Annotated in this window: 16 protein-coding genes; 7 read left to right on the top strand and 9 right to left on the bottom strand. The window is 73.1% G+C overall.

Features of this window, described 5'->3' with window-relative positions:
* Window positions 1-97: 97 nt before the first annotated feature.
* A complete protein-coding gene (locus OOJ98_RS13820) occupies window positions 98-805 on the top strand; it encodes an SDR family NAD(P)-dependent oxidoreductase (RefSeq protein WP_267054958.1) in 708 nt (235 codons plus the stop codon).
* 12 nt (window positions 806-817) lie between these two features.
* On the opposite strand, the gene OOJ98_RS13825 is transcribed toward OOJ98_RS13820, so the two are convergent.
* Together OOJ98_RS13825 and OOJ98_RS13830 are read right to left on the bottom strand one after the other, a co-directional pair.
* On the bottom strand, window positions 818-1,687 hold the full coding sequence (locus OOJ98_RS13825; RefSeq protein ID WP_267054959.1) for an MBL fold metallo-hydrolase: 870 nt from the start codon (window positions 1,685-1,687) through the stop codon (window positions 818-820).
* Window positions 1,688-1,907: 220 nt separating this feature from the next.
* A complete protein-coding gene (locus OOJ98_RS13830) occupies window positions 1,908-2,813 on the bottom strand; it encodes a LysR family transcriptional regulator (RefSeq protein ID WP_267054960.1) in 906 nt (301 codons plus the stop codon).
* Window positions 2,814-2,954: 141 nt separating this feature from the next.
* Here OOJ98_RS13830 and OOJ98_RS13835 point away from each other — a divergent pair, with 141 nt between their 5' ends.
* Window positions 2,955-4,016: a YncE family protein gene (locus tag OOJ98_RS13835; RefSeq protein WP_267054961.1), complete on the top strand. Its 1,062-nt coding sequence runs from the start codon at window positions 2,955-2,957 to the stop codon at window positions 4,014-4,016.
* 42 nt (window positions 4,017-4,058) lie between these two features.
* A complete protein-coding gene (locus tag OOJ98_RS13840; protein ID WP_267054962.1) occupies window positions 4,059-4,943 on the top strand; it encodes an NAD(P)H-binding protein in 885 nt (294 codons plus the stop codon).
* Window positions 4,944-5,048: 105 nt separating this feature from the next.
* On the opposite strand, the gene OOJ98_RS13845 is transcribed toward OOJ98_RS13840, so the two are convergent.
* The 4 genes from OOJ98_RS13845 to OOJ98_RS13860 all read right to left on the bottom strand — a co-directional run bounded on the left by OOJ98_RS13845 (window position 5,049) and on the right by OOJ98_RS13860 (window position 7,982).
* Entirely contained in the window at window positions 5,049-6,140 is a 1,092-nt protein-coding gene (locus tag OOJ98_RS13845; protein WP_267054963.1) for a methyltransferase, read from the bottom strand.
* Window positions 6,137-7,018 carry an AraC family transcriptional regulator gene (locus OOJ98_RS13850; RefSeq protein WP_267054964.1) on the bottom strand — a complete coding sequence of 294 codons (882 nt, stop codon included), beginning with the start codon at window positions 7,016-7,018 and terminating at the stop codon, window positions 6,137-6,139. Before OOJ98_RS13850 ends, OOJ98_RS13845 begins: the two co-directional genes overlap by 4 nt.
* A gap of 71 nt (window positions 7,019-7,089) precedes the next feature.
* Window positions 7,090-7,455: a DoxX family protein gene (locus OOJ98_RS13855; protein WP_267054965.1), complete on the bottom strand. Its 366-nt coding sequence runs from the start codon at window positions 7,453-7,455 to the stop codon at window positions 7,090-7,092.
* On the bottom strand, window positions 7,452-7,982 hold the full coding sequence (locus tag OOJ98_RS13860) for a cupin domain-containing protein (RefSeq protein WP_267054966.1): 531 nt from the start codon (window positions 7,980-7,982) through the stop codon (window positions 7,452-7,454). The genes OOJ98_RS13855 and OOJ98_RS13860 overlap by 4 nt, the downstream gene beginning before the upstream one ends.
* An 80-nt stretch (window positions 7,983-8,062) precedes the next feature.
* Between OOJ98_RS13860 and OOJ98_RS13865 the strand changes: the two genes are divergently transcribed.
* A complete protein-coding gene (locus OOJ98_RS13865) occupies window positions 8,063-8,914 on the top strand; it encodes a LysR family transcriptional regulator (RefSeq protein WP_267054967.1) in 852 nt (283 codons plus the stop codon).
* A gap of 390 nt (window positions 8,915-9,304) precedes the next feature.
* The gene (proP, locus tag OOJ98_RS13870) at window positions 9,305-10,864 is read left to right on the top strand and encodes a glycine betaine/L-proline transporter ProP (RefSeq protein WP_267055636.1); all 1,560 of its coding nucleotides are present in this window, start codon (window positions 9,305-9,307) and stop codon (window positions 10,862-10,864) included.
* 82 nt (window positions 10,865-10,946) lie between these two features.
* On the opposite strand, the gene OOJ98_RS13875 is transcribed toward proP, so the two are convergent.
* Window positions 10,947-15,692, bottom strand: coding sequence for a hypothetical protein (locus OOJ98_RS13875; RefSeq protein ID WP_267054968.1), 4,746 nt, complete (start codon window positions 15,690-15,692; stop codon window positions 10,947-10,949).
* A gap of 167 nt (window positions 15,693-15,859) precedes the next feature.
* On the opposite strand from OOJ98_RS13875, the gene OOJ98_RS13880 reads away from it, so the two are divergent.
* Window positions 15,860-17,056 (top strand): MFS transporter, encoded by a 1,197-nt coding sequence (locus OOJ98_RS13880; protein WP_267054969.1) that lies wholly within the window; start codon window positions 15,860-15,862, stop codon window positions 17,054-17,056.
* 45 nt (window positions 17,057-17,101) lie between these two features.
* Here OOJ98_RS13880 and OOJ98_RS13885 read toward each other — a convergent pair whose 3' ends face one another.
* Window positions 17,102-17,701, bottom strand: a complete 600-nt coding sequence (locus OOJ98_RS13885) for a TetR/AcrR family transcriptional regulator (RefSeq protein ID WP_267054970.1) — start codon at window positions 17,699-17,701, stop codon at window positions 17,102-17,104.
* A 94-nt stretch (window positions 17,702-17,795) separates the two neighbouring features.
* Here OOJ98_RS13885 and OOJ98_RS13890 point away from each other — a divergent pair, with 94 nt between their 5' ends.
* On the top strand, window positions 17,796-18,491 hold the full coding sequence (locus OOJ98_RS13890) for an SDR family NAD(P)-dependent oxidoreductase (protein ID WP_267054971.1): 696 nt from the start codon (window positions 17,796-17,798) through the stop codon (window positions 18,489-18,491).
* Window positions 18,492-18,547: 56 nt separating this feature from the next.
* Here the strand turns inward: OOJ98_RS13890 and OOJ98_RS13895 are convergent, their stop codons facing one another.
* Complete coding sequence (locus OOJ98_RS13895) at window positions 18,548-18,922, bottom strand: peptidase inhibitor family I36 protein (protein WP_267054972.1); 375 nt, start codon at window positions 18,920-18,922, stop codon at window positions 18,548-18,550.
* Window positions 18,923-19,120: the final 198 nt, after the last annotated feature.

Consider the following 19,120-nt stretch of genomic DNA (forward strand, 5'->3'; position numbering starts at 1 on the left):
CCACTGTGCACCGTCGCCCGTGGTTCTTCCTGGTACTGGCGGTCCCAGGACAACGGGACGACTGTCCGACGCCGGTTCCGCGCCGCAGCATGGAGCCATGACCACCACACTGATCACCGGAGCGAACAAGGGTCTCGGCTTCGAGACCGCCCGCCGTCTCGTGGCCGAGGGCCACACCGTGTACATCGGCAGCCGCGACGCGGAGCGCGGACGGCTCGCCGCGGAACGGCTGGGTGCCCGGACCGTCCGGCTCGACGTCACCGACGACGCGTCCGTGCGGGACGCGGCACGGACCATCGAGGCCGACGGCGGCCTTGACGTCCTGATCAACAACGCGGGGATCGAAGCGCGGGGAGCCGGGAACACCGTGATCGGCGCCGCGGACGTGACCGCCGACGACATGCGGCGCACCTTCGAGACCAATGTCTTCGGACTGGTCCGCGTCACCCACGCCTTCCTTCCGCTGCTGTGCCGCTCCGCCGCCCCCGTCGTCGTGAACGTGAGCAGCGGCCTGGCCTCCCTGACCCGCGCCACCGACGCCTCCTCGCCGGCGCACGGCTATCCGGGCGTCGCCTACCCGGCGTCGAAGGCCGCGGTCAACATGGTCACCGTGCAGTACGCGAAGGCGTTCCCCGCCCTGCGGATCAACGCGGTGGAGCCGGGCTTCACCAAGACCGACCTCAACGGCAACACCGGCCACCAGAGCGTCGAGCAGGGCGCCGAGATCATCGTCCGCATGGCGCTGACCGGCCCCGAAGGCCCCACCGGCGCGTACGTCGACGCCGAGGGGCCGCTTCCCTGGTAGGAGGGGCGGGACTCACCAGCGGACGGCCGTGAAGTCGACCGGCCGGGGCCGCAGTCGCCGGGTGCGCGCCGCCAGGTCCCGCAGCCTCCGGGACATCTCGTCGGCGGGCAGCCGGTGACGGTCGCCGTGGCCCGGCAGGACCCATTCGAAGCGCAGGCCGGGGGCCGTACGGGTCAGGGAGGCGGCCTGCTCCTCGATGGAGTACCAGGTGACGCTGTCCGCGACGGCCAGGTCACCGGCCGCCCGCGACCAGTAGAAGCTGTCGCCGCTGAAGCAGTACCGGTCGTCGGCGAGGTAGAGCACGCTGCCCCGAGTGTGGCCCGGCAGGGGCTGCGCGGTGACTCCGTCCGCGACGCGTACGGGGTCGAGCCCCCGGATCACCTCGTCGGCGTCCGGGGCCGCGTCGAGGTCGCCCTCGTGGATCCACAGGGACGCGCCGAAGTGGTCGGCGTACCGGCGGCCGTGTGCGGCATGGTCGCGATGGGTCAGCAGCACATCGGTGATCCGGCCCGACGCGGCGTACCGGTCCGCGAGTTCGGTGTTCCAGCGGGGCGTGTCGATCATCATGGCCGTGCCGCCGGGCCGGCGCAGTAGATAGGAGTTGGCGCCGGCGGTGTGCGTGGAGTTGTGTCCGCAGATCAGTACGGTGTCGTCCAGGGCCATCGGGAAGGGGTCGAGCGTCCGGTCCGCGCGGCCGGAAGCGGGCCGGATGGAGCGGGTGGGGCAGGCGAAGACCGCCGCGTGGAAGCGCCGGTTCTCTGCGGCGTCGACGGGCGTGCGCAGGATCTCGGAGCGCCCTTCGACCTCGCCGATGAGGTCGGGGGCGAATTGCCGGGCCACGTCGCAATTGGTGCACCGTTCGTCCACGTACCAGCCGTCCATGGCGCGTTCCTCCCCAGAAGGTGAACCGGTCCGGCCGCCGCCCGCGCCGCAATGTGTCGCGTGTGACACATCGACGGTGCGCGCCGAGCGGCCAAGTAGCTTGATCCGAAGCTAAGTTGCTTCGTCGGGCGGGTCAAACGACGAAGGCGTCGGCGCCCCGCGAACGGCATGAACCGGCCGCTCACGCCGGCGTGCTCCCGGTCGCGCGCGACCGCGCCCGTCACGCGTGCGCGGCGCGAGAGGGATCGAGGACCGAGGCCGCCACGTGGTCACGGAACCAGCGGTGTCCGGGGTCGCCGGAGTTGCGCGGGTGCCAGGCCATGCCGAGGTCGAGCGGTGCCAGGTCCAGGGGGACGGGGAAGGTGCGCAGCCCGAGCGCGGAGGTGGCGTCGGGCAGCCAGTCCGGCAGGGTGAGCGCGACGAGGTCGCTGTCGCGCGCGAGCAGCATCGCGCTCGTGTGGGTGGGCACCACGACGGCGATCCGGCGGCTCAGGCCCAATGCGCCGAGGGCGCCGTCGATGGGGCCCAGACGCTTGCCGAGGCGGGAGATGCCGATGTGGTCGACGGCCGCGAAGGCGCGGGCGTCGATGGGCCGGTCGAAGAGCGGATGGCCGCTGCGGGCGATGCCGACCAGCGGCATGCGGGCGAGCGCCCGCGTCTGGACCTCGGGGTCCAGATGGCTGAGAACGCCCAGCTCGACATCGACCGTGCCCTGCCGCAGTGCGGGCCCGCCCTCGCCGGACTCCGGCAGGAACACCACGTCCACGTGGGGAGCCTCGGCCTGCAACCGGTCGGTCAGTGTGCCCGCGAGACCGACCAGGAGCAGCTCGGCGGTCTGCAGCGTGAAGGTGCGCTGAAGGTGCACGGCCTCGAAACCCGCCCCGGGCCGCAGCACGTTGTCACAGCCGCGCAGCAACGCCCCTACCTCGTCCCGCAGTTCGAGGGCGCGCGGGGTCGGCACCAGGCCCTGGCCGGCGCGGACCAGGAGGGGGTCGCCGACGGTCCGCCGGAGCTTCGCCAGGGTGCGGCTGACCGCCGCGGGCGAGGTGCCGAGGCGCTCGGCGGCGCGAGTCACGCTGTTCTCCTGAAGCAGCGCGTCGAGGACGCGCAGCAGATTGAGGTCCATGAAACGCTCCTGAGCTGCATTATTACGTCTGAGTCAACTATTGCGTGCTTATCCTTGCATTGTTGCGGAGGGTCCGGGCGGCGAGAGTGAGGGAGTCGGCGAGAACGCCTGACACCCCCTCAGTTCCAGCAAGGAGTTCCCATGCCGCAGTCCGCGCGCGCCGACCGTGAGGGCGACGTTCTGGCCGTGGTCAGCCAGAGCGGGCCGACGGTCTCGTTCTACGACGCCGCCTCGGACCGCCACCTCGACACCCTCGAAGTCCCCTGCTCACCGCATGAGTTGTGCTTCGACCCCACGCAGCGACTGCTGTGGTGCACGACCGCTTACGCGTCGGGCTACTACCACGCCAACACCGGCCGGCGCACCGAGCTGACCGTCATCGACCCCGACACCCGCCGCATCGTCGAGATCATCGACCTCGCCCCGGAACACGGGCCCCACGGCCTCGCCCTCGACACCGTGCGCAAGCGCCTCTACGTCAGCGTGGAGGGCTCGGCGGACCGTCCCGGCGGCGTCGTCGTCATCGACACGGAGACCCGGCGCCCCCTGGGCCGGATCGACACGGACGCGCCCGGCCCGCACTGGTTCGTCATCGATCCCGAGGGGCGTACCGGTTACGCGGCCAACAAGGAGGCGCCGTTCGTCTCGGTCGTCGACCTCGAACGGGACGTGCTGACCGCGAAGGTCGAGGTGCCGGGAAGCGAGGGCATCGCCGTCTCGCTCGACGGGTCGCTCGTCTACGTCGCCGCGCCGTACGGCGGTTCCTTCGACGCCGACGCCGACCCCGCCGACCGTCCGGCGACCGGTGTCCGGGTCATCGACGCCCGCACCCACTCCGTCGTCGCCACCCTGCCCACCCACGACATCGTCCTGCCGGTCCACATGACAGCGACGGGGAAACTGCTCGTCGCGGAGATGCGCAGCGCCTTCGACCCGGCGACCGCGCTGGGACGCCACATGGCGGGCCGCCTCACCGTGTTCTCCGGCCACACCCACGAGCAGCTGGGCCAACTGGACGTCGGGCTCTGCCCGTTGACCATCACCTCCTCGCCGGACGGCCGTCTCGGCTATGTGGCCGGCGTCGCCTCCTCCACCGTCGACATCGTCGACCTGGACACGCTGCGCGGCATCGGCCGGCTCGACATCGCCATGCGCGGCGAGGCGGGCGCCCACGGCCTCGCCTACATCCCGCGCCCCGCCTGACCTCCGGCACCGACCTCACCATCCGAGAACAGAAGGATCCACATGTACGTCATCACCGCCCCCACCAGCACCATCGGCCGCGACGTCGTCGCCGGCCTGCTCGACCGGGGCGTGCCCCTGCGGCTCGTCGTCCGGGACGCCTCGCGCCTCGCACCCGACGTGCGGGAACGTGTCGAGATCGTCGAGGGCTCGCACGGCGACCCCGCCGTCATCGACCGCGCGTGCGTGGGCGCCGAGGCCGTGTTCTGGCTCGCGCCGGGCGACCCGTCCGGACCCGACGTCCACGCCGCGTACGTCGACTTCACGCGGCCCGCCTGCGAGGCGTTCGTCCGCCACGGGGTCAAGCGCGTGGTCGGGATCTCGGCGCTCGGCCGGGGCACACCGCTCGCCGCACACGCCGGCCCGGTGACCGCCTCCCTCGCGATGGACGACCTGATCGGCGCGTCCGGCGTGCCCTACCGGGCCGTCACCTGCCCCTCGTTCATGCACAACCTGCTGCACCAGGCCCGTGCGGTGAAGGAGCAGGGCATGTTCTTCCTGATGGCCGACCCCGATCTGAAGTCCCCGATGGTCGCCTCGCGCGACATCGCCGCCACCGCCACGCGCCTGCTGCTCGACGACGCGTGGCGCGGCTCCGGCGAGGTGGCCTGCCTCGGCCCCGAGGACCTGACGCCCCTCGACATGGCGCAGACCCTCTCCGACGTCCTCGGCACGACCATCGGCTACCGGCAGACGCCCGGCCCGGCGCTGAAGGAGCGTCTCATCGGCTTCGGTTCGAGCGAGGCGATGGCACAGGCGATGATCGACATGTTCGACGCCAAGAACCAGGGCATCGACAAGGCCGAGCCGCGCACCGAGGAGTCGACGACTCCGACGACGTTCCGGCAGTGGGCCGAGGAGGTCATGAAGCCGGCCGTGCGCTCCTGATCCGGACCGCACACCGGTCCCTGTCGGCCGGGCGGGGCGGCCCCGCGCCGGACCTCGGTCCGGAGCGTGCGCGGGGCCGCGCTTGCCCGCGGGGCGCGGTCGCGATCACTGCGCTGCGGCTTCGACGAGGCAGTACGGTGCGGCGCCCGTCAGCGGCGCGACCGACAGGACGCGGAGCCCGGCCCGATGGCACACGGCGTCGAAGTCCTTCCGGGTGCGCTCCCTGCCGCCCACGTTCACCAGCATGTTGAGGTCGCTCAGATAGGTGATCCCGCCGTCGGCGGCATGGCCTTCGGCGTCGGTGGCGGCGGTCTCGGGGCGGACCGGCCCCACGATGTCAGGGAGGACCGGCTCCACGACGAGGACGCGGCCGCCGGCCGGCAGCACCTCGCGGCAGTGGCGCAGAATCGTGACCGCCTGGTCGTCCGACCAGTCGTGCAGCACGCTCTTGATCAGATACAGGTCCGATCCCTCGGGAACGGAGCGGAAGAAGTCCCCCGCACGGAGCGTGCAACGGTCCCCGAGACGGTGCCGGTCCAGCGTCGTCGGCGCCTGCGCCAGGCCTTCCGCAGTGTCGTAGACGACCCCCGTCAGCCGAGGATGCGCGTCGAGCACCCCGGCCAGGACGGTTCCCGCGCCGCCCCCGACATCGGTGACGGAGCCGAAGCGGCCGAAGTCGTAGGCGTGCGGGAGCGCTCCGGCAGCCGCGCCCGCGGCCTGGCTCATCGCCGAGTTGAACGCCTGCGACAGCTCGGGGTGCTGAGCGAGATGGCGGAAGAAGTCCGTGCCGAAGACCGCGTCGAACGCGATCTCCCCGGTCCGGACGCTGTCGTCCAGATGCTCCCAGGCGCGCAGCGCCACCGGGTCGGTGAACACCCGGACAAAGGAAGCGAGCGAGTGGGGGTGGCGCGGGTCGAGGAGAGCGCCCGCGGGCGTCGCCGAGAAGGAACCGCTCGCGTCCTGCACGAGCACGCCCAGGGCCGCCAGGGCGCGCAACAGCCGCGTCATGGTCTGCGGCTCGGTGCCCGCCTCGGCGGCGATGTCCGCCGCCCGCCGGGGCGTCTCGCCGATCAGCTCGGGCACCCTCAGGCGCACGGCGGCCCGCAGGGTCTGCGCCGCCATGCCTCCGAAGGCCATCCCGACGATCAGCCGGCGGTCGGCCGCCGGGTCTGCCGCTCGGACATCGGTGGTGGTCATGTGGGTCTTCCTCTCGTCGGTGGTGAGGGGGACAGGGCGGCCCGCGGCTGCCGGCCGCCGGCCGTCGCGAGGGACGCGAGCGCGCCGGGCGTACACCCGGCGAACGCCCGCACGTCGCGGTGGAGATGGGACTGGTCGGCGTATCCGCACGCAAGGGCGACATCGGTGACGCCGTCGCCCGCGCGCAGCGCCCGGACGGCGACGTCGAAGCGCACCAGCATGGCCGCGCGCTTGGGCGTCAGGCCCACCTGGTCGGTGAACCTGGACCACAGCCGCTTGCGGCTCCAGCCGCAGGACGCCGCGAGTTCCTCGACCCGTACGCGGCCTCGGCCGGCCACGATGCGGCCCCAGGCGGCCGCGACCTCGGGCGCCATCGAGGGCGCCCGCGCGGCCCGGCGCACCAGGAACTCGTCCATGAGCGCCAGGCGGTCCCGCCACGACGGCGCGGCCGTCAACCGCTCGCGCAGATGGAGCGCGTGGCGCCCCCACAGATCGTCAAGTCCCGTGACGGAGCTGCCCAGGTCCTGTGGTGAGACGCCCAGCAGCGCATAGGCGGCCGGTGGCGACACGTGCATCTCGACGCACTCCACGCGCTCGCCACGGACGCGGGTCGCGCCCGGTACCAGCGACGCGGCGAAGCCGGTCAGGCGCCGGCTGCCGCAGGCGCCCTCAAGGGTGAACGGGGTGTCCCCGAGCCCGATGACGATCACCACCGCGGGCCGCGGAAGCACGTGCTTGTCGAGCCCGGCCGCGGCACGGTCGCGGAACCCCGCCATCCGTACACCGTGGAGGGAGGCGTCCCCGCGGGGGCGGGCGACCTCCCAGCCCCGCTCGTCGTCGCGGTCCCGGGGCGCGGACCCCACGTCGTAGTTGCGCATGCCCTGAGCGTCCCGGATATCAACGGCCTTGTCTTGAAAGAAAGTTCCCCGGGGCGAAGGCTCTGCCGGTGTCACAGACGGGTTGCCGCCGCCAGCCACACCGTCACGGCACCCGCCACCAGGAGGATCAGGTTGAGGGCGATGTCGCGTTCCCCGCGCCGCAGATGGAGGCCGGTCGCGCCGATCTGCAGAGCCGCGAAGCCGGCCGCCGCCACCAGAGCGAGCCAGGGCGCGACGCCGGTCAGCGGCGGCAGGACCAGCCCGGCCGCGCCGAGCACCTCGGTCAGGCCGATGGCCCGTACCGCCGCCATCGGAGTGGTGTCCACCCACGCCATCATCGGGCGGAGCCGCTCACGGCTCCGAACGGCCTTGAGGCCGCCCGCGTAGAGATAGAAGAGCGCGAGGAGACCGGCGACGCTCCAGTAGGCGGTGTTCACGACGCCCCTCCGGGCCCAGCGGCGCCGAACTCCGTGGCAGGTTCAGTGGCGTACCGGCTCATCGTGCGGAGGGTGGCCCGGGGGTCCGGTTCCTGTCCGCCGGCGATCATGTCCTGGAGGTCCCGGAAGTACTGCACGTACAGGTCAGGCGTGAAGGTGCTGAGCATGACGGCCGGCTGATCGGTGGTGTTGGCGAAGGTGTGCGGCGCCCCGGGCGGCACCAGGACGAAGGTGCCGGCCGTCGCGTCGTAGTCCCGCTCGCCGACGGTGAAGCGTACGGAGCCGGCGATGACGTAGAAGCCCTCGTCGTGCTGGGCGTGGCGGTGTTGCGGCGGTCCCGGTGTGTGCGGCGCGAGGACGGACTCCGCGAGCCCGAGGCGGTGCCCGGTGTTGCTGCCGTCCTCGAGAACGCGCAGGCGTGTGGTGCCGAGGACGATCGTCTCGCCCTCACCCGGGCCGACCACCGACACGGCGGGTTCGGCGGCGGGGGCGGCGATCGGCTCGCCCGGCTTCGGTTCATCAGTCATGCACCGATTGCACCGCCGGCACCCGGTGGGCGTCCAAGACCCTTTCCGCGCAGCCGATACCGCATGGGTATCGTCGCAGGATGGAGCTACGTACGCTGCGCTACTTCGTGGCGGTCGCCGAAGAACTGCACTTCGGGCGGGCCGCCACCCGGCTGCACATGAGCCAGCCGCCCCTGAGCCGTGCGATCAGGCAGCTGGAGGGCGAGGTCGGGGCCACCCTGCTCGACCGGTCGCCGAGCGGAGTCGCGCTGACCCCGGTGGGCACGGTCCTGCTCGACGAGGCGCGCGCCCTGCTCGACCACGCGGAGCGGGCACGCGCACGGGTGGTGGCGGCGGCCGGGGCCGCGCTCCTCACCGTCGGCATCCTGGGCGACAGCACCGACGCGGCAGCCCTGCGCCTGGCGGGTGCCTACCGTCGGCGCCATCCGGACGTGGAGGTCCGCATCCGCGAGACCGACCTGGCCGACCCGACCTGCGGACTGCACGCCGGGCTCGTCGACGTCGCCCTCACCCGCGGCCCGTTCGACGAAACCGGCCTGACCGTACGGGAGTTGCGGGAAGACGCGGTCGGCGCCCTGCTGCGCACCGACGACCCGCTGGCGCGGCGCGAGGACGTCCGCCTGGCCGATCTGGCCGACCGCCGCTGGTTCCTCTTCCCCGAGGGGACCGACCCGGTCTGGCAGGCGTACTGGAGTGGCGGAGAACCCCGCGAGGGGCCCGTGGTGCGTGCCGTGCAGGAATGCCGGCAGGCCGTGCTCTGGAACGGGACGGTCGGCCTCACACTCCTCGGACACCGGCCGGGCCGGGGCCTGACCGTGGTGCCGCTCGCCGACATGCGGCCGAGCCGCGTCGTGGCGGCGTGGAGGGCGGGCGACACCAACCCGCTGATCCGGTCTTTCGTCCAGATCGCGGCCGCCGCCTACGGCGGCTGAACGCCGGCTCCCTGGGGCAGCCAGGAGAGGGTCGTGGCGGTCCCGGGCGCCCCGGAGTGCCGCAGGGCCGGAATGCCGCCCGGCTCCTGAACGCGTTCGACGACGTGGCGGCATCCGACCGCCGCCACCAGCAACGCCGCGGCGCCGACGTGCGCGACACGCCGCGCCCCCGCATGCGCCGCGCGCGGCGGAGCAGCAGGGAGAGTTGCAGCACGTACGCCGCGCACCGGATGCCGATGCCGGTGCTCCGGCAGCACTCCGCACATCGCACATCGCTGGTGCGGAACCACCGACGACGCACAGGTACACATGAACTCAAAGAGGCGGGGGCCCGCACAACCGGGCCGCCGAGGTCGCGGATTCGGTTCGGGAAGCGTGGAGACCGAACGCATGGTGCGGGCGCTGCTGCGCCGTCGCAAGAAGTCGCTGCACCCCGACGACGTGAAGGTCGCCGACAAACCCGCCGTGCGGCGCGCCGTGTCGGCCGCCGCACTCGGCAACACGATGGAGTGGTTCGACTTCGGTGTCTACGCCTACGTCGCCGCCACGCTCGGCAAGGTCTTCTTCCCGTCCAGCTCGCCGGGCGCCCAGGTCATCTCGACGTTCGCGACGTTCGCCGCGGCGTTCCTGGTCCGGCCGATCGGCGGCCTCGTCTTCGGGCCCCTCGGCGACCGGGTCGGACGCCAGAAGGTCCTCGCCGTCACCATGATCATGATGGCGATCAGCACCTTCGCCGTGGGCTTCCTGCCCGGGTACAAGTCGATCGGCCTGGCCGCGCCGGTACTGCTCCTCCTGTGCCGGCTGGTCCAGGGCTTCTCCACCGGCGGCGAGTACGCGGGGGCCACCACCTACATCGCCGAGTACTCACCCGACCGGATCCGGGGCTTCCTCGGCAGCTGGCTCGACTTCGGCACCTTCATCGGATACTCCCTCGGCTCCGGCCTGGTCACGATCCTGACCGGCCTCCTCTCCGAGGACCAGATGGTCGACTGGGGATGGCGGATCCCCTTCTACGTGGCCGGACCCCTCGGGCTCATCGGGCTCTACATGCGGCTCAGGCTCGACGAGACCCCCGCGTTCCAGGAGGCCGAGGAGCGCGGGCGGCAGGCGGCGGCCCGGAGCGGCCCCACCTCCGAGGAGGACGAGCGCCTGGAGCAGGCCCGCATGTCGGGCAAGGGCCGTCTCAAGGAGGTGGTGACCCACCACTGGCAGGCCATGCTCGTCTGCATCGGGCTCGTGCTGCTCTACAACGTCACCAACTACATGGTGACGTCCTATCTGCCGACCTACATGAGCTCGACCCTCGGCCAGTCCGAACTCACCGCCCAGCTCCTCGTGCTCGGCACCATGGTGCTCGTCGTCCTCACCATCACTGCCGTCGGCCGCTCCTCGGACCGGTACGGGCGACGGCCGCTCTTCCTGTGGGGCGGGATCGCGATGGTGATCTTCTCGGTGCCCGTCTTCCAGCTCATCCGGCAGGGTGGCATCCTGCTCCCCGCGATCGGCTGCGCCGTGCTCGGCCTCTTCCTGGTGTGCTTCGCGGGGACGAGCGCGGCGACCCTGCCCGCCCTGTTCCCCACGCATCTGCGCTACGGCGGGCTGTCGCTCGCGTTCAACTTCTCCGTCTCCCTGTTCGGCGGCACCACCCCGCTCGTCGCGTCCGCCCTGGTCAACACCACCGGCAACGAACTGGTGCCGGCCTACTACCTCATGGTCGCGGGCGTGATCGGTGTGATCTCGGCCCTGTGCCTGCGCGAGACCGCGGGCAAACCGCTCAGCGGGTCGTCGGCCATGGTCGAATCCGAGGAGGAGGCCCGCGAACTGGTCGCGCGCAGCCGTACCCACGCGGGACGCCGTGCACGCGACGTCTGGCTCCAACTGCGCCAGGGCCATCTGCCGCACCTGCACCACCACTCCGAGGACAAGGACCGCAAGGACCGGCGCGACTGAGCCGGCGCCGGCCCCCTCCCGTTTCTCTCCTGCCCGCCCTTCCTGCCCGCCCTTCCTGTTCGCCCTCCCGTCAGTAGCTCCCTCAGCACCCGCCCCCGGCCATCCGCTCCCACGCCTCGGCGAACAGTTCGTGCAGGGGAGCCGTCGGCAGAACGCGGGCGAAGGGGGAGCGGATCTCGTTCCTCCACAGGGGGCGCACCGTGTACGTCGCCAGCTTCGCCGTCTCCAACGGCAGGTGCGGCGCCTTGAGTTCGGTCCAGTCGCCCGGCAGGAACAGGGTGCGGCCGGCCCGTGCGCGCTTGGCCTCCGTGACCGTGCCCGTGCCGAGGAGTTCCGCCTGTACCTGCGCGTGCCGCTTGGCTGTCCAGCCGTTCCACCGTCGTACAGCACGGTCGGTGGGTGCGGCGAGCGCCGACAGCTGGAGGTAGAGGGCCGCCGCGTCCTCGCCCACGCCCAGTTCGGAAGCCACCTGCCCGACCAGGTCGGGGCAGGAGTGCCGCGGGTCGGCCTCGTACGCCCCCGGGGCCACCGCTCCCGATCCCGCCCGCCGCATCATGCGCTCAAGACCGCCGCCCGGCAGGAGGGGCGCGACCCGGGCCAGCTCCTCGGCCAGGCCGGCCTTCTGCCCGACCCGCTGCCACCCCTCGGGGCCGGTCACCGCCGCGGGCCGCAGGAACGAGGCGCCGCCCGGCGCGCACACGACCAGCGGACCCCGGGCGTACGCGGTCGGCGGGACGGCTCCGGCCTCCGCGCGGTCGTGCAGCACCACCGGGAGCCGCTCGGGGCCGAACCGCTCCGCGATCCGCTCCGAGGTGTCCTCGATCCGTCCCCCGGAAAGCGCCATCAGGAACTCGGGACGGTCCAGTTCCGCCCGCAGCCGCTCGTACAGCGCCGTCGCGCCCGCCACCGCGGGGTCGCCGACGGGCCGATCCGTCCACGCCCACACCAGCGCACTCGCGATCCGCCCGTAGTCGAGTCCGACCCGGGTTCCGTACGGCACGGCACACCCGGCCGGAGCCACGGGAACCACGTCAACTCCCTTGTGGAACCGGGAGGTTGACAGCTTCCAGTCGGCCGCCTCCACGGTCTGGTCCGCCACGGCGTCGTAACCGAACGCGAGCCGACGCGCCCACACCTCGCCATGGCCCAGGCTCGCCTCCAGGGCGTCCGCCGCCTCGTCGTCCAGTGCCGGCCGCGCTCCGAGCAGTTCGCGCCACACCCCGGCCATGCGCTCGGCGGCCGACGTCATGCCGCCGGGCCGCCACAGCTCGGCCGGATCGTCGGGCATGGCCGCGGCGAGGACGGCGCGCCGGCCCGCCTCGCCCAGCCGTGCCCGCACTTCCTGGTACGACTGCGCCGTCATCGGGGTCGCCTTGTAGGGCGCCCTGCGAGCCAGGGCCAGCTCCTCCTCCCGGTCGTGGTGGCCGACCAGGCCCGCCACCACGAGCCGCGCCACGGACCGCCGCACGCCGGTGAGTTCGGCGAAGCGGGCGGCCGCCGACTCCGGCACCGGAACAGGGCCCCGCTCGTCGACCAGGGCCACCAGGGCCCGCAGCCGGGCGGCGTCGTCGCGCTCCACCTCCACGATCCGGGCCTCGACGCCGGTTGCCGGGGTCGCGTCCGTGTCCGCGTCGGCCGAGGCGGGCGTCACGAACCAGCGCGCCGCGCCCCCGACCTGTGCCCGCGCCGACGCCACAGGGATCTCGGCCGCGCGCAAGCCGTCCAACGCGGCGGAACCCGGCGCGCTCCCCGCCCACCACCGGCTCCCCGCACGCGCGAACGGCTGATCGGCCCAGGTGTCCAGAAGGGCGAGCAGCGCGGCGCGGGCCCCCTCCGGAGTCGGCGCCACCGCCGCTCGCCACGCCGCCGCGTCGACGGCGCCGAGCAGCCGCGACCAGTCGGCGGGCGGCGCCGGTGGCGAGAGCCGCCGCACCTCCTCGGGGATCGCCCCGGCCAGGCAGGCGCCGTCGGCGGCCAGCGCGCTCAACGTGGCGGGCAGGGCGCTGTCCGGGGCGCGGCGCCCCCGGTAGGGAGACTCGTCCGGCAGCAGGCCGAACAGCGCGGGCAGCAACTCGGTGTCCGGGGCGGTGCGCCGCGGCAGGGCGGGCGGCGCCTGACTGAGCAGGACCACCCGCCGGTGCAGGTCACGGCGGCGCCGCTCCACCCGTGCGGCCCGTGCGGCCACCGCCGCCACGGCATCGGCGAGGACCGGATCGGTGACGGCGGGCAGCGCGCGGGCCACCGCCGCGGCCGTCGCCTCCGCCCCGTCGAAGGCGGCGGTCAGGAGTGTGTCCGCGGTGCGCCGCTCCACCGTGCGCAGCGCTCGGGACCCGGCGGGGTCCCGGGTGCGCAGTAGGTACCAGAACGCGGGCGGCAGGGCCACGCCGCCGGACACGGTGGCCTGCCGGGGCGGAGGCACCTGCGGATTCTTGGGCGTGCGGTGGCCGTCCAGCTCCCACAGCAGGACGCCGTCCGCGGTGTAGGCGCGTACGCCCGTGAGGGTCCTGGCCTCGGCGAGGACCACGTCCTCCACCGCGCCCTCGGGCGGTGACCACAGGCCCCAGGGCTCCTGTCCGGGCCGGTCGATGTCGAACCTGGCGGCCCGCCCGTCCACGCTCTCCACCAGGAAGTGGTCGGGCGCGTAGTCGCGGTGGGGGGTGCGGAACGACACTCGGGTGCCGACGAGCCCGGCCCGGGAGCCGAGCGGGGAGTCCGTCAACTCGCTTGGAAGGGGCGCCAGTTGGAGCGCCTCCGTGGCGGGCTCCATGCGGGTCCCCGAGGGTTCGGCGCCGCCCGGGGTCTGCGCGGCACGGTCCGGGAAGCCGGGCAGCGCCTGCGGTCCCCGCCGCTCTCCGGTGACCGGGTCGACGACCTCCCACGCCCGTTTCCCGTAGACGGCGTTGGTCCAGATCCCGGAACCGTCACCGAGTTGCAGCTCCTCCCCGTCGATGCCCTCCGTTCCGCCAGGACGCAGGATCCGCAGGCCGCCGTGCCGCCCGCCGCCGTCGGCGCTCTCGAACTGGAAGCCGTACGCGCCGTCCAGGCTGCCGCCGAACGGCACCAGGCCGCGCTCCTCCTGCGGTGTGAACGGCTCGTCGGGGCGGTCGGCCCAGACAGCGGTGTCGCAGCCGTAGGCGTTCGGCTTGAGTGTCCAGCTGACCAGGAAGGAGCCGCCCACGTAGTGGACCGCGAACATCGTGGCGTCCGCGGGGATTGCGAACCGGCAGGAGCCCCGGACCCCGTCGGGAGCGACCGCGTACGCACGGTCGCGCCCGAACACCGTCAGGACCGGCCAGGTCGACGTCACCCCCGCCACTCCCGGCGCCGCCGCGTCGGCCTCCACGCGCGGGGCTTCCGCGGCGAAGCGCGCGTACACCGACTCCAGTGCGGGCCACGCCAGTTCCTCGGGGAGGCCGGCCGCCAGCGAACGGTGCAGAGCGCCGCCGGCATCCGCCTCGCCCAGCGCGTCGGCGATCCCGCCGAGCGCCGTCACCGTCGGCCGGTCGAGCAGGATCTCCAGCTCGGCCATCGCCTCCTCGGCCCCCGCCATGCCTCCGCCCGCCACCGTGTCGACGAGCTTGCCGACCCGGGCGGCCACGCCTCGCGCGATGCCTTCGTTGCCGGGGAGCAGCGTCACCGCGGAACCCGGCCGACGGTGCGCCAGAGCCCAGTTCGGCAGGAGGTCCGCGTGGACGGTCCCCTCCAGGCGGGGGCCGAAGACGCTGTCCGCGGCGAGCGTCGTGAGATCGCGCCGCGCGTGCTCGCCCCAGAACCGGATGGCGATGTCCGGGCCGGGATCGACGACGGTGGCCCCCGCCGCGAGCAGCGCGTCCAGGACGTCGGCGTCGAAGCCCTGGTAGTGGTGCCGGGTGGTGTGCGCCGTCACCGGCGCGCCCGACTCTTTCAGGCACCGCCCCAACCGGCCGACGAGGTCGAGGAATTCGGGCGGCAGGGGCTGCCGCCCGACACCGCCGCCGGGCTGCGCCGCGTACTGGTACATGCGGATGAAGGTGCCGACCCAGTGGTGCGGCCCGCCTTCCGGCGCGATCCGGCCCGCCTCCATGGCCCCGGTCGCGCCGCAGCCGATGAGCATCCGCACCCAGGCGCCGCCGTCGGTGGCTCCGGTGGGAAAGACCTCAAGGAGCCCGGCCGTGACCGGGTCCGCCGGCGGATGGGCCGTCAGGACGGGGCCGGCGGCGGCCAGCAGCGCGTCCGGCACCGACTTCTCCCGGGTGGCCGACAGGATCTCGCCGACCAGCCGCGCCACCTCCTCGTCGCCGTGCCCGGCCGCCCTGGCGGAGGCACGGACCCGGCGCACGAGGTCCGCGGGAAGATCCGCCGACGAGCCGGCCCACGCGCTGAGGAACGCGGCCAGCGCCGTGTGCGCCTCGGCCGGCTCCAGCGTGTCGGCGAGGAACCGCTGGTGCGCCCCGAATTCCTTGGCCGGCATGGCACCGCCCGCGGCGAACAGCAGCGCGTTGGCCCGCCGGTACGCGGGGTCCACCGGCAGCCCGTGCTCCGCCTCCGCCGCACGCGCCGCCGTGTACGCGCGTCCGCCCGGCCGGCTCCCGAATCCGATCAGGCGATGACCCACGGTGTCCCAGAACCACGGCAGATGCGCCGGAGGCAGCCGCCGCGCCCGCGCCGCCATCGCGTCGACGAAGGCGCCGGGCTTCTGCCAGGACCGGCCGAGTTCGGTCCGCATGTCCGCGACCAGGTCGCGCGCGGTCCCGACCGCGTCCGGATCGTGGGCCGCGGCCCAGTCGGCGTACGTGGTCGAGCCGTGCGAACCGGCGGTCGGCAGCAGGGCGTCAAGGGGGACGATCATGCTGTGGATGGTCGCACGCCCCACTGACAGTGCGACAAGTGAGCGAAGCCCGGCGGCGGGAAGGGGCGAACGCAGCCGGACCGCGCGGGCCTTGGCCCCAGGCGTGACGGCGCGCCCGGGGGCGTACGGGCGGTGCGGGAGCGCCCCCCGGGGTTACCGTCGGTGGCATGGATCGTGACCTTCGCGGCTGGTGGCCCTGTCTGCTCAGTGGCGCGGTGTTCGCCGTGTGCATGGCCGGGACCACGCTGCCGACCCCGCTCTACGGTCTCTACCAGGACAAGTTCGGGTTCTCCGAGCTCATGGTCACCGTGGTGTACGCCGTCTACGCCTTCGGTGTCATCGGCGTGCTGCTGCTCACGGGCAATGTGTCGGACGCCGTGGGCCGGCGGCCGGTGCTGCTGGCCGGCCTTGGGTGCGCGGCGGCGAGCGCGGTGTGCTTCCTGTGCGCCTCTGGGCTCGGCTGGCTCTTCGCGGGCCGGCTCCTGTCGGGCTTGTCGGCCGGACTGTTCACCGGGGCCGCGACGGCCTACGTCATGGACCTCGCGCCGCGTGGAGGCGCGTCCAGGGCCACGCTCGTGGCGACGGCCGCCAACATGGGCGGCCTCGGCTGCGGGCCCCTGCTCGCCGGGCTGCTCGCGCAGTACGCGGCCTGGCCGCTGACCCTGACCTTCGTCGTCCACCTCGTCCTGGTGGCCGCCTCGGTCGCGGTCCTGCTGCGGCTCCGCGAGACCGTACGGGACCCCCGGCCGCTGCGCAGTGCCCGAACGCAGCGGCCGACCCTGCCCGCCCGGGTGCGCCCGGTGTTCGTGCCCGCGGCCATCGCGGCGTTCGTGGGGTTCGCGCTGTTCGGGGTGTTCACCTCGGTGAGCCCCGCGTTCTTGACACAGTCCCTGAACGTCAGCAATCACGCGGCCATCGGACTCGTGGTCGCGCTGGCCTTCTTCGCCTCGACCGGTGGGCAGTTGGCGGTGGGGCGCGTGGGGCTGGCACGCTCATTGCCCCTGGGCTGCGCGGCGCTCCTGGCCGGCCTCGCGCTGCTCGCGGCGGCGCTCCGCTGGGACTCGCTGTCGCTGATGGTGCTGAGCGCGCTGGTCGGCGGCTGCGGTCAGGGGCTCGCGTTCCGCGGCGCCCTGTCCGCGGTGGCCGAGGCGTCCCCGGAGGACCACCGCGCCTCGGTGATCTCCACCCTCTTCGTGGTGGCCTACGCGGGGATCTCGGTGCCGGTGATCGGCGTCGGCCTGCTGGTGGGGCCGCTCGGCCTCGAAGGCGCGGGCCTGGTCTTCATCGCGTGCATGGCCGTACTGGCCACCGCCGCCGGCATCTACCTGCTGGTCCGCCCGGTGGAGGCGCGCAACCACGGCTGAGCGCCGCGTCTGGGGGTCGCGGTGGACTGCGGGGGGTGTCGCCGCTCAGGCCGGGGGTGGGCGCAGGAGGCTCTCGGTGAGGGTGTCCACCAGCCCGGCGGGGACGCTCGTTCCGGTCAGGGCGCAGTAGACGATCGGGCCCAGGAGGGCGTCCATGGTGGCGTCCGGGCCGAGCTCCGGCGAGAACACGCCGGTCTCGATTCCGCGCGTGAGCCAGTCGCGCTCCTGGTCACGGCGTGGGCCGAGGTAGCGCTCGCGGAAGCTCCGGGCGGTGGCCGGGTCGTGCTGCGCCTGCGCGACGAGCGTGAGCAGGACCTTGCCCGCCGGGTCGTCCGTGAGGAACCGCGCGAAGTCGTGGAGGTAGCCGCGCACGCCCTCCGCGGTGGGCTGCCCCGTCGGGACGGGCAGGCGCTTCTCGCTGTCCTCGATGAGGGTGTCGAGCAGGATCTCCACCTTGGACGGCCACCAGCGGTAGATCGTCTGCTTGGCGACGCCCGCATGGCGCGCGATCGCCTCGATGGTGAGGCCGCTGAAGCCGTGCTCGACGAGCAGATCGTCTGCGGCGTGCAGCACGGCCAGGCGGGCGGACTCGTCGCGCCGGGGTCCGGAGCGAGGCCTGCGGGACGGAGGGCTGGCGGCGGGCATGCGAGACACCCTACCCGGCACCGGGCCGCGAGAAATTGTCTAGACGAGACGTCGCGTCTCGTCTACTGTGGAGAGCCCAGCCACTAGGAGCCACATGTCCACGTCCTCGGGTCGTCACGCCCTCGTCATCGGAGCTTCGCGGGGTCTCGGCCTCGTCCTCGTACGCGAACTCCTCGACCGGGGCTGGCACGTCATCGCCACCACACGGGAGCCGGGAGGTGGACTGCGAGCGAGCGCCGACGCCTCGGAAGGCCGGCTCTCGGTCGAGCCGCTTGAGGTGACCGACCCCGTCCAACTCGACGCACTGCGTGCCCGCCTGACGGGACGCCGGATCGACCTGCTCTTCGTGAACGCCGCGATCGACCGGGGCAACCTGCCCATATGCGAGGTCCCGACCGCCATGTTCAACGAGGTGATGACCACCAACGCACTGAGCCCGCTGCGCGCTCTGGAGGCGCTGCGCGGACTCGTCGTACCCGGCGGGACCGTCGGGGTCATGTCCTCCGAGCAGGGCAGCATCTCGCTCAATACGGAGGGCGGTTACGAGCTGTACAAGGCGAGCAAGGCCGCCCTCAACCAGTTGATGCGCAGCTATGCCACCCGGCACGCAGGGGACGGGCACACCAAGCTGCTCATCGACCCCGGCCACAACCGCACCCGGCTCGGCGGGCCCGACGCGCCGCTGCTGCCCGAGGAGAGCGTTCCGGCGGTCGTCGACGTCCTCGAAGCGCAGGCCGGCGCACCGGGCCTGCAGTTCCTCGACCGCCATGGCGAGACCGTCCCCTGGTAGGGCCCCGGGAGCGGTGTACGGATCGGAGGGTGTCCGCCGGGCGGCCTGGTCGGCGATCAGCAGGCCCACTTGTTGGACTTCATATAGTGACTCACCGAGTCGGACGTCTTGTACCCCTTCGCGATAGTCCCGGACGACCCGCGGAACTGCGTAGCCGAGAACCATTCGAAGGCGCAGGAAGCGCCGTGGTTGTACCAGGACTTGAAGGACTGGAAGACCGCGTACTTCGTCAAGTCGGCGTTTGTGCCCGCGACTTGCTGCCGATGGCCGGTGTAGTTCTGCCCCGACCAGACACAGAAGTAGGTCGAGGGGCAGTCGGCCGCGCCCTGCGGTACGGCCGCCGCGCCGGCGGCTCCCGCGCTCGCGCCCAGCAGGCCCACGGTCAGCGCGACAGCGCCGGTGACGGATGCGAGTTTCCCGGTCGTGCGCATGCTGCTACCTCCATGAGGATGTGTGGCCGGGGCGGGCCGCGGTGCGGTTGCTCCCTGTGCCGAGCGGAGAAGCTAGTCAGCCACCGAGAGCGAAGCAATGCATTCCACATCAAGAGGCGCCAATGACGTGATATCAAGCCGTAAGGGCGCATAGCCAGCTCGAACGGCAGAGCGGGTTTTTCGCGACAACACGCCGCG

Origin of the sequence: Streptomyces sp. NBC_00083 (assembly GCF_026343295.1) — a bacterium.
Lineage (GTDB): Bacteria > Actinomycetota > Actinomycetes > Streptomycetales > Streptomycetaceae > Streptomyces.

What these genes read in the sequence shown, in the direction of transcription:
- OOJ98_RS13885 (WP_267054970.1), bottom strand. Translation starts at nt 17,701, where the DNA reads ATGCCCGCCGCCAGCCCTCCGTCCCGCAGGCCTCGCTCCGGACCCCGG.
- OOJ98_RS13845 (WP_267054963.1), bottom strand. Translation starts at nt 6,140, where the DNA reads ATGACCACCACCGATGTCCGAGCGGCAGACCCGGCGGCCGACCGCCGG.
- OOJ98_RS13820 (WP_267054958.1), top strand. Translation starts at nt 98, where the DNA reads ATGACCACCACACTGATCACCGGAGCGAACAAGGGTCTCGGCTTCGAG.
- OOJ98_RS13830 (WP_267054960.1), bottom strand. Translation starts at nt 2,813, where the DNA reads ATGGACCTCAATCTGCTGCGCGTCCTCGACGCGCTGCTTCAGGAGAAC.
- OOJ98_RS13875 (WP_267054968.1), bottom strand. Translation starts at nt 15,692, where the DNA reads ATGATCGTCCCCCTTGACGCCCTGCTGCCGACCGCCGGTTCGCACGGC.
- OOJ98_RS13890 (WP_267054971.1), top strand. Translation starts at nt 17,796, where the DNA reads ATGTCCACGTCCTCGGGTCGTCACGCCCTCGTCATCGGAGCTTCGCGG.
- OOJ98_RS13880 (WP_267054969.1), top strand. Translation starts at nt 15,860, where the DNA reads ATGGATCGTGACCTTCGCGGCTGGTGGCCCTGTCTGCTCAGTGGCGCG.
- OOJ98_RS13835 (WP_267054961.1), top strand. Translation starts at nt 2,955, where the DNA reads ATGCCGCAGTCCGCGCGCGCCGACCGTGAGGGCGACGTTCTGGCCGTG.
- proP (WP_267055636.1), top strand. Translation starts at nt 9,305, where the DNA reads ATGGTGCGGGCGCTGCTGCGCCGTCGCAAGAAGTCGCTGCACCCCGAC.
- OOJ98_RS13850 (WP_267054964.1), bottom strand. Translation starts at nt 7,018, where the DNA reads ATGCGCAACTACGACGTGGGGTCCGCGCCCCGGGACCGCGACGACGAG.
- OOJ98_RS13860 (WP_267054966.1), bottom strand. Translation starts at nt 7,982, where the DNA reads ATGACTGATGAACCGAAGCCGGGCGAGCCGATCGCCGCCCCCGCCGCC.
- OOJ98_RS13865 (WP_267054967.1), top strand. Translation starts at nt 8,063, where the DNA reads ATGGAGCTACGTACGCTGCGCTACTTCGTGGCGGTCGCCGAAGAACTG.
- OOJ98_RS13840 (WP_267054962.1), top strand. Translation starts at nt 4,059, where the DNA reads ATGTACGTCATCACCGCCCCCACCAGCACCATCGGCCGCGACGTCGTC.
- OOJ98_RS13825 (WP_267054959.1), bottom strand. Translation starts at nt 1,687, where the DNA reads ATGGACGGCTGGTACGTGGACGAACGGTGCACCAATTGCGACGTGGCC.
- OOJ98_RS13895 (WP_267054972.1), bottom strand. Translation starts at nt 18,922, where the DNA reads ATGCGCACGACCGGGAAACTCGCATCCGTCACCGGCGCTGTCGCGCTG.